This window comes from Micromonospora sp. DT62 (genome assembly GCF_049847285.1).
GTDB classification, from domain to species: domain Bacteria; phylum Actinomycetota; class Actinomycetes; order Mycobacteriales; family Micromonosporaceae; genus Micromonospora; species Micromonospora reichwaldensis.
Genome location: NZ_JBNCOB010000025.1, coordinates 65,076 through 79,734, shown reverse-complemented (window position 1 = coordinate 79,734; position 14,659 = coordinate 65,076). Strand labels below are relative to the sequence as shown.

1 protein-coding gene is annotated in these 14,659 nt (G+C 76.8%); it reads right to left on the bottom strand.

From position 1 onward, the window contains the following. Positions 1-39: 39 nt before the first annotated feature. Positions 40-14,646 (bottom strand): type I polyketide synthase, encoded by a 14,607-nt coding sequence (locus ACPXCB_RS25965; RefSeq protein WP_425878255.1) that lies wholly within the window; start codon positions 14,644-14,646, stop codon positions 40-42. Between the last annotated feature and the right edge of the window lie 13 nt (positions 14,647-14,659).

The following is a 14,659-nucleotide window of genomic DNA, read 5'->3' as shown; positions in this document are numbered from 1 at the left end:
CATCTCGCTTTCTCGTGACACCACAGGTCCCTGGGCGGCTCAGGAGAGCCCGAGGTCCTGGTCGATGAGGTCGAACAGCTCCTGGTTGCTGGCCACCCGCAGCCGGTCGGCGACCTCGGCGGTCTCCTCCCGGCGTTCCTCGGCGGTGCCGAGCCGTTCGAGCAGGCTGTGCAGCCGCATCGTGATCCGCACCCGGCCGATGTCGTCCGGGTCCCGCAGCGCGAGGGCGCTCTCCAACTGGTCCAGCTCCGCCAGCGTCGGCAGCGCCTCCACCGAGGCCTCGGTGAGCAGTTCGGCCCGCAGGTGCTCGGCCAGCGCCTGCGGGGTCGGGTAGTCGAACACCACCGAGCTGGGCAGGCTCAACCCGGTCGAGCGGGCCAGCCGGCCCCGCAACTCCACGGCGGTGAGCGAGTCGAAGCCGAGGTCCCGGAAGGGCCGCCCGGCCTCGACGGCGTACGGGCTGTCGTGGCCGATGACCTCGCCCGCGGCGGTGCGGATGAGGTCCACCAGCAGCCGCGCCTGCTCGGCCTGCGACAGTTCGCCGAGCCGCTTGCGCAGCTCGCCGGCGACCTGGTCGCCGTCCTCGGCGTCGGCCCGCGCCGCCGCGGCCTGGGCGGCCACCTCGGCGATCTCGCTGATCAGCGGCCGGGGCCGGGCGGAGGCGAACACCGGCGCGAAGCGGTCCCAGTCGATGTCGGCGACGGTGAGGGCGGTGTCGTCGCCGTCGAGGCCGGCGCGCAGGGCGGCCATCGCCGGTTCCCGGTCCAGCAGGGACACCCCGCGTCGGCTCATGGCCGCCGCGTGCGCGTCGGTCACCATGCCGCCGCCGGCCCACGGTCCCCAGTTCACCGAGAGGTGCCGGGGCCCTCCGGCCGGCCGGGACTGCGCCCAGGCGTCCAGGAAGGCGTTGCCGGCGGCGTACGCGCCGTGGTCGCCGACGCCCCAGACGGCCGCGATGGAGGAGAAGTGCACGACCAGGTCGAGCGGCTCCGGGTCGAGGAACTCGTCGAGGTGCCGGGCGCCGGCGATCTTGCCGGAGACGACGTCGGCGAGTTCCGCCCCGGTGACCGCGGCGACCGGGTTGAGCCGGCCCACCCCGGCGGCGTGCACCACCGCGTGCACGGTCTCGCCGTCGGCGCGCAGGCCACGGACCAGCTCGGCGACCGCGTCCCGGTCGGCCAGGTCGCAGGCCAGCACCCGGGCCTCGGCGCCGAGGGCGGCCAGTTCCGCCACCGCCTCGTCCGCGCCGGGGGCCGCCGCGCCGCGCCGGCTGACCAGCAGCAGTCGCCGCGCGCCGTGCCGGGCGAACCAGGCCGCGGCGTACCGGCCGACGGCGCCGGTGCCGCCGGTGACCAGGACGGTGCCCGGCGCCTGCCAGTCGGCCGCCGCCTCGGCGCGGGGCGCGCGGGCCAGCCGGCGCAGGTACGTGCCGGAGTCGCGCACCGCGAGCTGGTCCTCGTGCCCGGCGGCGGTGAGCGCCGCCAGGACGTGCTCGGCGGCGGCCGGGGTCAGGGTCTCGGGCAGGTCCAGCAGCCCACCCCAGTGCCGGGGGTGTTCCAGCGCGGTCACCAGGCCGAGGCCCCACGTGGTGGCCTGGGCGGGACGGACGACGGGGTCGCCGTCGGCGGTGGCGACTGCCTGCCGGGTGAGCAGCCACAGCGGCACCGGGGGCAGGGCGTCCGTGACCGCCTGCACCAGGGCGAGGTTCGCGGTCAGGCCCAGCGGCACGGCGGGGTGGTCGGGCTGCGGTCGCTCGTCGAGGGCGAGCAGCGACACGATCCGGGTCGGCGCGGCGCCGGCCAGCTGCGCGGCGAGCGCCGTGCGGTCGGTCGTGGCCGGGTCGACGGCGAGCTGCCGGACGGTGCCGCCCCGGGCGGTGACGAGCTCGGCGAGCCGGTCGACGACCGACTGGTCCGTGCCGCTGTGGACCAGGGTCCACGTGCCGTCGACGGCACCCGGGGCGAGGACCTGCGGACGCCAGGTGACCCGGTAGCGCCAGCCGCCGGCGAGGGTGTCCTCCTGCTGCTGGCGCCGCCACCGGTCCAGGTCCGGCAGCAGCTCGCGCAGCGGCCGGTCCGCGTCGAGGCCGAGCCGGCCGGCGAGCGCGTCGCCGTCGCCCGACGCCACGGCCCGCCAGAACGCCGAGTCGACGTCGTCGGGCGCGGCGGCGGAGGCGTGCGCCGGCGCCGCGTCGAGGGTCGGCCAGAACCGCTGGTGGTCGAACGCGTACGTGGGCAGGTCCACGGGACCGGCGCCGGGCAGCAGCCGCGACCAGCGGACGGCCACGCCGTGGCAGTGCAGTCGGGCCACCGCGCCGAGCAGGGTGGCCACCTCGTCCTGGCCGGGCCGCTGCACGCCGGTCACGGTGACCGGGGCGTCCGCCGGCAGCGCGTCGGCGGTCAGGGCGGTCAGCACGGTGTCCGGCCCGATCTCCAGGAACCGGGTCACCCCGTGGGCGTGCAGGTGGGTGACGGTGTCGGCGAAGCGGACCGCCTCGCGGACGTGCCGGACCCAGTAGTCGGGGGTGCAGAGCTGCTCGGCGTCGATGACCGCGCCGGTCAGGTTCGACACCAGCGGCACCGTCGGCGGGGCGTACGACAGGCTCGCCGCCACGGCCGCGAAGTCGGCGAGCATCGGCTCCATCAGCGGGCTGTGGAAGGCGTGGCTGACCCGCAGCCGCTTCGTACGCACGCCGAGTCCGGCGAAGTGGTCGGCCAGCTCGGTCAGCGCGTCCTGCGCCCCGGCGACGACGACGGCGGCCGGCCCGTTCACGGCGGCGACGGCGACCTGTCCCGACGTGCCGTCCAGCGCCCGCAGCACGTCGACCTCGGGTGCGGCGACGGCGAGCATCCCGCCGCCAGCGGGCAGGGCCTGCATCAGCCGGCCCCGGTTGCCGACGAGCGCGCAGGCGTCGGGCAGGTCGAGCACGCCGGCCACGTGGGCCGCGCTGATCTCCCCGACGGAGTGCCCGGCCACGAAGTCGGGCCGGATCCCCCAGTGTTCGAGCAGCCGGAACAGCGCCACCTCGACGGCGAAGAGCCCGGCCTGGGTGAAGGCCGTCTGGTCGAGCAGGTCGGCCTCGGCGGTGCCGGGCTCGGCGAAGAGCACCGTGCGCAGCGGCCGCGGCAGGTACGCGTCCAGGTGCTGGCACGCCTCGTCGACCGTCGCGGCGAAGACCGGGAACGTCTCGTACAGGCGACGGCCCATGCCGGCGTGCTGGGCGCCCTGGCCGGAGAAGAGCGCCGCCAGCGCGCCGCCGGGCTCGGCGACGCCCCGGGTGAGTCCGGGGTGCTCCTCGCCGGCAGCAAGTGCCTGCAGGCCGGCGAGGGCCGCGTCGGCGTCCGCCGCGAGCAGCACCGCGCGGTGCCGCAGCGGGGAACGTCCGGTGGCCAGTCCCCGGGCCACGTCGGCGGCGGGCGTCGCGGTGCCCGGCAGCCAGTCGGCCAGCCGGGCCGCCTGGGCCCGCAGGCCGCCGGCGGTGTCGGCCGAGACGACCCAGGGCAGCACCGGCGGTCCGTCGGCCGGCCGGGGCGTCCCGGTGTCGGCCGGCGGGGCGGCGGGCGCCTGTTCGAGGATGACGTGCACGTTGGTGCCGCTGACCCCGAACGACGACACGCCGGCCCGGCGCGGCCGGTCCGCCTCCGGCCACGGCTGCGCCTCGGTCAGCAGCGCGACCGCGCCCGCCGACCAGTCGACGTGCGGCGAGGGCTCGTCCACGTGCAGGGTGGGCGGCAGCAGGTCGTGCTGGAGCGCCATCACCATCTTGATCACGCCGGAGACGCCGGCGGCGGCCTGGGTGTGGCCGATGTTCGACTTGACCGAGCCGAGCAGCAGCGGCCGGTCGGCGGGCCGGTCCCGCCCGTACGTGGCCAGCAGCGCCTGCGCCTCGATGGGGTCGCCGAGGCGGGTGCCGGTGCCGTGCCCGTCGACGGCGTCCACGTCGGCGGCGGTCAGCCGCGCGTTGGCCAGCGCCTGGCTGATCACCCGCTCCTGCGCGGGCCCGTTGGGGGCGGTCAGCCCGTTGCTGGCGCCGTCCTGGTTCATCGCCGAGCCGCGCACGACGGCCAGGATCCGCCGGCCGTCGCGCTGGGCGTCGGAGAGCCGCTGCAACATCACCAGGCCGACGCCCTCGCCCCAGCCGGTGCCGTCGGCGGCCCCGGCGAACGACTTGCACCGGCCGTCGAGGGCCAGCCCCCGCTGCCGGGCGAACTCCAGGAACGGCCCGGGGGTGGCCATCACCGTCACGCCGCCGGCGACGGCGACGTCGCACTCGCCCTGCCGCAGGGACTGGCAGGCCAGGTGCAGCGCCACCAGCGACGACGAGCAGGCGGTGTCGACGCTGACGGCGGGGCCCTGCAACCCGAAGTGGTACGCCAGCCGCCCGCTGATGACGGCGGCGACGTTGCCGGTGGCCTGGTAGCCCTCGGTCTCGACCCGGGCGGCCATCAGCAGCGTCGCGTAGTCCTGGCCGTTGGTGCCGACGAAGACGCCGGTGTTGGTCTCCCGCATGTCGGCCGGCGCGGTGCCGGAGCGCTCGAACAGCTCCCAGGCGCTCTCCAGCAGCACCCGCTGCTGCGGGTCCATCACCATCGCCTCGCGCGGGGAGATGCCGAACAGGGCGGCGTCGAAGCCGGCGGCGTCGGTGAGGAAGCCGCCCTCCCGCACGTACGAGGTGCCGGGCCGGTCGGGATCGGGGTCGTAGATGGCCGCCAGGTCCCAGCCCCGGTCGCTCGGGAACTCCGCGATGCCGTCGCGCCCCTCGGCGACGAGTCGCCACAGGTCCTCGGGGCCGGCGACGCCGCCGGGATAGCGGCAGCTCATCGAGACGATGGCGATCGGCTCATCCAGCGCGGTGGCGGCCCGCACGGGCTCGGCCGCCGGGGTGTCGTCGCCGGTGAGCCGGGTCGCCAGGTGCTCGGCGAGAGCGTCGGGCGTCGGGCGGTCGAAGACCAGAGTCGCCGGCAGGTTCAGCCCCACCGCCTCGGCGAGCCGGTTGCGCATCTCGACGGCGCTGAGCGAGTCGAAGCCGATCTCCCGGAACGACCGGTCCGCCGCCAACGCCTGCGGCGAGGACAGGCGCAGCACCGCCGCCGCGTGGACCCGTACGAGGTCGAGCAGGACGCGACGCCGTTCGGGTGCGGCGAGTCCGGCCAGCCGGCCGCGCAGCGGCGAGGCCGCGTCGGGCCCGTCGCCGTCGCGCTGCCCGGCGGCGAGCAGCCGCGCCACCTCCGGGACGTCGGCGATCAGCGGCCGGGGGCGGGCCAGCGTGTAGGTCTGGAGGAACCGGTCCCAGGCGATGTCCGCCACGGTGAGCGTGGTGTCGCCGTGGTCGAGCGCCTCGGCCAGGACGGAGACCGCGAGGTCGGGGCGCATGGCCCGGACGCCCGAGCGGAACATCTGGTCGGCGGCGCCCTCGGCGTCGACCATGCCGCCGCCGTCCCAGGCGCCCCAGGCGATGGCGGTGGCGGCCCGGCCGCGCCGTCGCCGGTCCTCGGCGAGCGCGTCGAGGAAGGCGTTGGCCGCGGCGTAGCCGCCCTGGTGCCCGCCGCCCCAGACGCCCGCGCCGGAGGAGAAGAGCACGAAGGCCGACAGCTCGTCGCCGCACACCTCGTCGAGGTTGACCGCGCCGGCCACCTTGGCCCGCAGGGCGTCGGCGAGGTCGGCCACGTCGGTGGCCGCGACCGGTGCGGCGTGGGCGACGCCGGCGGTGTGGAACACGGCCCCGATGCGGGTGCCCTGCCCGGCGAGCCGCTCGACGAGGGCCCGCACGGCGGCGGGGTCGGCGACGTCGCAGGCGGCCACGGTGACGGTGGCGCCGGCGGCGCGCAGTTCCTCCGCCAGCTCGTCGGCGCCGGGCGTGGCGGGGCCCTGGCGGCCGGTCAGCACCAGCTCGCCGACGCCCTCGCGGGCCAGCCAGCGCGCCACCTGGGCCCCGATCGACCCGAGGCCGCCGGTGACCAGGACGGCGCCGCTCGCGGGACGCCAGTCCCCCGTCGCGGTGCGCTCGGCGCGGGCCCGGACCAGTCGCCGGGCGAACACCCCGGAGGGGCGCAGCGCCAGCTGGTCCTCGGCGTCGACGCCGGCCAGCACCGCCACGAGCCGGGCCCGGTCCCGGGGGTCCAGCTCGGTGGGCAGGTCGACGAGGCCGCCCCAGCGGTCCGGGTGTTCGAGGGCGACCACCCGGCCGAGGCCCCAGAGCATCGCCTGGCGGGGGCGGTCGAGCGGGTCGGCCCGGCCGGTGGAGACCGCGCCGGTGGTGGCGCACCACAGGGGGGCGGTGATCCCGGCGTCGCCGAGGGCCTGGACCAGGGCGTACGTGCCGGCGAGGCCCGCCGGCACCACCGGGTGGGTCGGGTGCGCGACGTCGTCCAGGCCGAGCAGGGAGAGCACGCCGGCGACGGTGCCGGTACGCGCCAGCCGCTCGGCCAGCGCCTGCCGGTCCGTCTCCGGCACGTCGATCCGGACGACCTCGGCCCCGCCCTCGGTGAGGGCCCGGGCGACGCCGTCGACCAGGGGGTGCGCGGCGCCGTCCGTCGGCACCAGCAGCAGCCAGGCGCCGGACAGGGTGGCCTCCGGCGCGACGGTCACCGGCTTCCAGGTCACCCGGTAGCGCCAGGAGTCCACGGTGGACTCGTCGCGGCGGCGTCGGCGCCACGAGGAGAGCAGCGGCAGCGCGGGGTCGAGGGACCGGGCCGCCGTCTCGTCGATCCGCATGGCGGCGGCCAACGCCTGCGGGTCGGCCCGTTCCACGGCCTCCCAGAAGTGCCGGTCCGCCTCGTCCTGGCCGGCGAGGGCGGGGCCGGTCGTGACCTGCGCCTGCGGCCAGTACCGCTGGCGCTGGAAGGCGTACGTCGGCAGCTCCACCGGCGGGCCGGTGCGGGCGCCGAGGACGGCCGTCCAGTCCACGGGCACGCCGTGCACGTGCAGCCCGGCGAGGACGGTCAGCATCCGGGGCCAACCGCCGGTGTCGGTGTCGGCGGCGGCCACCACGACGGCGTCGTCGACGCCCTGCGCGATCTCCCGCATTCCGGCGGCGAGCACGGGCCCGGTGGCGGCCTCGACGAGGACCTGGTGGCCGTCGGCGAGCAGGGCGCGCACGACCGGGTCGACGTCGACGCCGTCGGCCAGCCCCCGGTACCAGCGGGCGGCGTCGAGGCCGTCGGTGTCGACCCGTCCGCCGGTCGCCGCCGAGTGCAGCGGCACCTCGACCGGCCCGAGGGTGGTCCCGGCCAGCGCGTCCGGGTCGGCGTCGGCCCGGCTGCCGAGGGCGATCGTCCTCGCCGCGTCCTCCAGCGACAGCGCGCCGGCCACGCAGGCGGCCGCGACCTCGCCGTGGGCGTGCCCGACCACGGCGGCGGGCCGGACGCCGAGCGAACGCCACCAGCGGGCCAGCGAGACCGCCACGGCCAACCGGACGGGGTGCGTCACCCGGGGGTCCGTCGCGGGCGGGGCGCCGTCCGCGCCGCGCAGGACGGCGGTGAGCGACCAGTCCACGTGGGGTGCGAGGGCCGCCTCGCAGGCGGCGATCGAGGCGGCGAACTCCGGCGACCGGTCCAGCAGTTCGACGGCCGTGGCGGGCCACGGGTCGCCGTGGCCGGGGAAGACGAGGACCGGGTCGCCGCCGCGCAGCGCGGTGCCGGTGACCGTGGCGGGGGTGGCCTCGCCGAGGCGGAGCGACTCCAGGGCCCGCGTCAGGCCGACGGTGTCGCGGCCGAGGACGACGGCGCGGTGCCCGAACACCGCCCGGGTGGTCGCCAGGGCGTGCGCGACGTCGGCCGGTTCCAGCTCCGGGTGCGCCGCGAGGTGCGCGCCCAGCCGGGCCGCCTGTTCGCGCAGCGCCGGGGCGTCCACGGCGGAGAGCAGCAGGGGTACGACGCCGGCGCGCGGACGGTCGGCGGCGCGTGCGTCGACCGCCTCGGCGGGCGGCTGTTCGATGATCACGTGCGCGTTGGTGCCGGAGATGCCGAACGACGACACCGCTGCCCGACGCGGCCGACCCACGGCCGGCCACGGGGTGGGCTCGGTCGCGAGGGCCACCGCCCCGGCCGTCCAGTCCACGTGCGGCGACGCCTCGTCCACGTGCAGGGTCGCCGGCACCAGACCGTGACGCATCGCCATGACCATCTTGATCACACCAGCCACACCGGCAGCCGCCTGCGTGTGCCCGATGTTCGACTTCACCGACCCCAACAACAACGGCCGATCCTGCGGACGCTCCTGCCCGTAGGTGGCCAGCAGGGCCTGCGCCTCGATCGGGTCACCGAGGGTGGTGCCCGTGCCGTGCGCCTCGACGGCGTCGACGTCGGCCGGGGTCAGGCGGGCGTTCGCGAGTGCCTGGTGGATAACGCGCTGCTGCGACGGGCCGTTCGGGGCGGTCAGGCCGTTCGACGCGCCGTCCTGGTTCACGGCCGTGCCCCGCAGCACGGCGTGGATGCGCCGGCCTTCCCGCTGGGCGTCGGAGAGCCGCTGCACGAGCAGGACACCCACGCCCTCGGACCAGCCGGTGCCGTCGGCCGAGGCGGCGAACGACTTGCAGCGGCCGTCCTGCGACAGGCCCCGCTGCCGGGAGAACTCGATGAACGTGCCGGGCGTGGCCATGACGGTCACGCCACCGGCCAACGCCAGATCGCACTCGCCGGAGCGCAACGCCTGCGCCGCGAGGTGCAGCGCGACGAGGCTGGACGAGCAGGCGGTGTCGACGGTGACGGCCGGGCCTTCGAGGCCGAACGTGTACGCGACCCGGCCGGACAGGACGCTGCCCGAGTTGCCGGTGCCGACGTAGCCCTCGACCTCGTCGGCCAGCTCCATGAGCTGCGACGCGTAGTCGTGGTACATGACGCCGGCGAAGACGCCGGTCCGGCTGCCCCGCAGCCGCTGCGGGTCGAGACCGGCCGACTCGAACGACTCCCACGACGCCTCGAGCAGCAGCCGCTGCTGCGGGTCCATGGCGAGGGCCTCGCGGGGCGAGATCCCGAAGAAGCCGGGGTCGAACTCGCCGGCGCCGTACAGGAAACCGCCGTGCCGCGTGTACGACGTGCCGGGGTGGTCGGGGTCGGGGTCGAACAGGCTCTCCAGGTCCCAGCCGCGATCGGTGGGGAACTCCCCGATGCCCTCGCCGCCGGCGGCCAGCAGCGCCCAGAGCTGGTCGGGCGTCTCGACGCCGCCCGGGTAGCGGCAGGCCATGCCCACGATGGCGATCGGCTCGTCGAATCCGGCCGTGGCCCGCGCCCCGGACGTGACGGGACCGGCGGCGGCGCCGGCCAGTTCGGCGTGTACGTGGGCGGCGAGCGCCTGGGGCGTCGGGTAGTCGAACACCAGCGTCGAGGGCAGCCGGAGGCCGGTGGCCGCGTTGACGCGGTTACGCAGGTCGACGGCGGTCAGCGAGTCGAAGCCCAGTTCCCGGAACGCCCGGTCGGCCGGCACGGCCTCCGCGCCGCCGTGCCCGAGCACCTGCGCGACGAGGCCGCGTACCAGCACGTCGATCTGGGCCCGCGCCTCGTCGGGGGCGAGGCCGCTGACGCGGGTCGCCCAGGTGGTGCCCTGTCCCGCCTGGCGGCGCGTCGTGGTCGTACCGACCAGGTTGCGGAGCATCGGCGGCACCAGGCCGGCGCCGGCCGCGGCCCGGAGGGCGGCCAGGTCGATCACGGCAGGTACCAGGGCCGGCCGGTCGGCGGTCAGGGCGGCGTCGAACAGCCGCAGCCCGGTCTCGGCGCTCATCGCGGTGACGCCGCCCCGGGTCGATCGCGCCCGGTCCGCCTCGTCGAGAGACGCGCCCATGCCGGGGGTGTCCCACATTCCCCACGCCAGGCTCACGGCCGACAACCCGAGCTGCCGCCGGTAGACCGCCAGGGCGTCGAGGAAGGCGTTGCCCGCCGCGTACGCCGACTGACCCGGCGAACCGAGCACACCCGCCACCGACGAGAACACCACGAACAGGTCCAGATCCAGACCCGCCGTCGCCTCGTGCAGGAACCAACCGGCCGACACCTTCGGCGCCAACACCCCGGCCAGCCGCTCGGTCGTCAGCCCCTCCACGATCCCGTCGTCCAGGACACCGGCGGTGTGCACGACACCCGCCAGCCGACCCTCGGCAGCGACTTCGGCAACCAGAGCGCCGACCTGGTCCCGGTCCGTCACGTCGCAGGCGGCAATCCGCACCGACGCGCCCAGCGCCGTCAGCCGCTCCGACAGCTCGCCAGCGCCCGCAGCCTCCGGACCACGCCGCGACACCAGCACCAGCGACCGCACGCCGTGCACCGACACCAGGTGCTCCGCCACCAGCGCACCCAACGCACCCGTACCACCGGTCACCAGCACCACACCGTCACCCACCACCGGCGTCTCCACCGACGCCGGGGCGACCACGCGCACCAGACGCGGCACGAACACCCCACCCGAACGCACCGCGACCTGACCGCCGTGCGTCGACGGCTCGTCGGCCACCGAGGCCAACACACCCAGCAGCCCGGCATCCACGTCGCCGTCGACGTCCGCCAGCACGATGCGACCCGGATGCTCCGACTGCGCCGAGCGCAGCAGACCCCACACCGCCGCCCCGCCCAGGTCCGACACCCGGTCGTCCGCACCGACCGACACCGCGCCCCGGGTCACCACCACGAGCCGCGACTCCGCCAGCGCGTCGGCCGCCAGCCAGGACCGGACGGTCGCCAGCACCTGCGACGTCGCCGAGCGTACCGCGTCGGGGTCGTTGTCGGCGGCGTCCGCCAGCAGGTCGGCGCCCTCGTCGTGGACCGGGCGGGTCTCCGTCCCGGCGTGGTGGCGTCGGTGCAGGCTGCCCGCCGGCACCAGCAGCAAGCGCGGCGTCACGCCCGACGGCCCGGCGGCGGCCGCGGTCACCGCCTCGACGTCGGCGTACGCCGGCAGGTCGGCGGCGGCGGGCGAGCCCACCAGCGCCCACCCGGAGACGTCCCCGGCCGGGGTGACCTCCTGGGCCTGCCAGGCGACCTCGAACAGCGACCGGGCCGACGCGTCCGGGGACGACGACACCCCGGTCAGCTCCCGCAGCGCCAGGGAGTCGACCGACACCACGGCCGCGCCCGACTCGTCGCACGCCACCAGGCGCACCGCCGAGCCCGCGCGCGTCAGCCGCACCCGCAGCACCCGCGCACCCGAGGCGTGCACCTGCACGCCCTCGAACGCGAACGGCACCCGCGGCCCGCCCGAGCCCTCCGCACCGGCCAGCAGCCCGATCGGGTGCAGGGCGGCGTCCAGCAGCGCCGGGTGCACCCCGAAGCCCGCCGCGTCGCCCACCACCTCGTCCGGCAACGCCACCTCGGCGAACACCTCGTCGCCGCCGGTCGTCCACACCCGGCGCAGCCCCCGGAACACCGGCCCGTACGCCAGGCCGCGCTCGGCCAGCGCCGGATACCAGCCCGCCACGTCCACCTCGGACGCGCCGGCCGGCGGCCACTCCCCCACGCCCGGCTCGTCGGCCGACGCCGGCTCCAGCACACCCTCCGCGTGCCGGACCCACTCCGGGTCGACGGCCTCCTCCGGCTGGGAGTGCACGGTCACCGACCGGGTGCCCGCCTCGTCGGCCGCGCCGACGCGTACCTGCACCCGCACCGCACCTGCCGACGGCAGGACCAGCGGCGCGGCCACGGTCAACTCCCGCACCCGCGACGCGCCCACCTCGTCGCCCGCCCGCACCGCCAACTCCACCAGGGCGGCACCGGGCACGATCACCACGCCGGAGACGGAGTGGTCGGCGAGCCACGCGTGCGTCGACGTGGACAGGCGGCCCGTCAGCACCACCATGTCCTCGCCGGCCACGGAGACGGCCGCGCCGAGCAGGGGGTGCCCGGCCGCGCCGAGGCCCGCCCCGGAGACGTCCGTCCACCGGCCCGCCGGCTCCAGCCAGTACCGCTGGTGCTGGAAGGCGTACGTCGGCAGGTCCAGGTGCCGGCCGCCGGCCCGGTCGAGCAGGTCCGCCCAGCCGACGGTCACACCGTGCACGTGCAGCAGCGCGAGGGCCTCCAGGAGGGCCTGCGGCTCGGGCCGGTCGTGGCGCGACACCGGGGCCAGCAGGGGCGTGGTGTCGTCCTCCGCGCGCTCGGCGAGGCAGTTCTGGGCCATGGCGGTCAGGACGCCGTTCGGCCCCACCTCCAGGTAGGTGTCGACCTCCTCGGCGCGCAGGCAGTCGACGGCGTCGGCGAAGCGCACGGTGCCGCGTACGTGGCGCACCCAGTAGCCCGGGTCGCAGAGCTGGTCGGCGTCGGCGACGCGGCCGGTCAGGTTCGACACCACCGGGATCGTCGGCGGCCGGAACGTCAGACCCTCGGCGACGGCCGCGAACTCGGCCAGCATCGGGTCCATCCGGGCGCTGTGGAAGGCGTGGCTGACCCGCAGCCGGCGGGTCTGCACGCCCCGCTCGGACCACACCCGCTGCACCTCGTCGAGGGCCTCGACGTCGCCCGCCACCACCACGGCGGCGGGGCCGTTCACGGCGGCCACGTCCAGCCGGCCGGTCAGCCCCGCCAGGGAGGCGGCGACCGCGGCCTCGTCGGCCGCCACGGCGAGCATGCCGCCGCCCGCCGGCAGGGCCTGCATGAGCCTGCCCCGCGCGGCGACCAGCGCGCACGCGTCGGCCAGGGAGAGCACGCCCGCCACGTGTGCCGCCGCGATCTCGCCGATGGAGTGCCCGGCCACCAGGTCCGGTGCGACCCCGAACGACTCGACGAGGCGGAACAGGGCCACCTCGACGGCGAACAGGCCCGCCTGGGTGAAGACCGTCTGGTCCAGCAGCTCCGCCTCGGGCGTGCCCGCCCCGGCGAACAGCACCTCACGCAGCGCGCGCGGCAGCAGCGGGTCGAGGTGCCCGCACGCCTCGTCGAGGGCGGCGGCGAAGACCGGGAAGGCCGCGTACAGCTCGCGACCCATGCCGGCGCGCTGCGCGCCCTGGCCGGAGAAGAGGAAGGCCACCCGGCCGCGCGGGGCCGACGCGCCGGTGGTGACGGTGCCGGTCGGCTCGCCGGCGGCGAGGGCCCGCAGCCCGGCGAGCAGGTCGTCCGCGTCGCCGGCCAGGACCACCGCGCGGTGTTCGAGCCCCGCGCGGTTGACCGAGGAGGCCGCGACGTCCACCGGGCGCGGGGAGTCGACGCGGGCGAGGTGGTCGGCCCAGCGGCCGGCCTGCCCGGCGAGCGCCTCGGGCGTACGGGCGGAGAGGAACACCGGGGCGAGCGGGAGCGCCACCGGCGCGTCGGCGGCGGGCGGGGCCTCGTCGGTGGACGGGGCGTCGTCGACGGGCGCCTCCTCCAGGATGACGTGCGCGTTCGTACCGCTGATGCCGAACGACGACACGGCGGCCCGGCGCGGCCGGTCGGTGCCCGACCACGGGCGTGCCTCGGTCAGCAGCGACACCTGCCCGGCGGACCAGTCGATGTGCGGGGACGGCTCGTCGACGTGCAGGGTGGCGGGCATGGTCCGGTGCCGGATCGCCTCGATCATCTTGATCAGTCCGGCGGCGCCCGCGGCGGCCTGGGTGTGGCCCAGGTTCGACTTGACGGAGCCCAGCCAGAGCGGCCCGCCCTCGCCCCGGTCCTGCCCGTACGTGGCCAGCAGCGCCTGCGCCTCGATCGGGTCGCCGAGGGTGGTGCCGGTGCCGTGCGCCTCGACCACGTCGACGTCTGCCGGGGACAGCCGGGCGTTCGCGAGGGCCTGCCGGATCACCCGCTCCTGCGACGGGCCGTTCGGGGCGGTGAGCCCGCTGCTGGCGCCGTCCTGGTTGACGGCGCTGCCCCGGACCACGGCGAGGATGCGCCGGCCGTCGCGGCGGGCGTCGGAGAGGCGCTGCAACAGCAGCACGCCGACGCCCTCGGACCAGCCGGTGCCGTCGGCGGCGGCGGCGAACGACTTGCACCGGCCGTCCGAGGCCAGGCCCCGCTGGCGGGAGAAGTCGGCGAAGGTGCCCGGGGTGGACATGACCGTCACGCCGCCGGCGAGCGCGAAGTCGCAGTCGCGCTGGCGCAGCGCCTGCGTCGCGAGGTGCACGGCGACCAGCGACGACGAGCAGGCCGTGTCCACCGTGACCGCCGGGCCCTCGAGCCCGAAGGTGTACGCCACCCGCCCGGACACCACGCTGCCGGAGTTGCCGGTGCCGATGTAGCCCTCGACGCCGTCGGGCAGGTCCAGCACCCGCGACGCGTAGTCGTGGTACATCACCCCGGCGAAGACGCCGGTCCGGCTGCCGCGCAGCCGCTGCGGGTCGATGCCGGCGTGCTCGAACGCCTCCCAGGAGGTCTCCAGCAGCAGCCGCTGGTGGGGGTCCATCGCCAGGGCCTCGCGGGGGCTGATGCCGAAGAAGCCCGGGTCGAACTGCGGCGCGTCGTAGAGGAAGCCACCCTGGCTGCTGGTCGACGTGCCCGGGTTGTCCGGGTCGACGTTGAAGAGCCGCTCCAGGTCCCAGCCCCGGTCGGCCGGGAAGTCGCCCACCCCGTCGCCGCCCTGGTCGACGAGGTCCCACAGCTCCGCCGGGCTGGACACGCCGCCCGGGAACCGGCACGCCATGCCGATGACGGCCATCGGCTCGCGGTCCTTGGCCTCCACCTCGCGCACCCGCCGCCGCGCGTCGCGCAGGTCGGCAGTCGCACGCCGGAGGTAGTCGAGGAACTCGGCCTCAGTGGGCATCGGGCCACTCCGT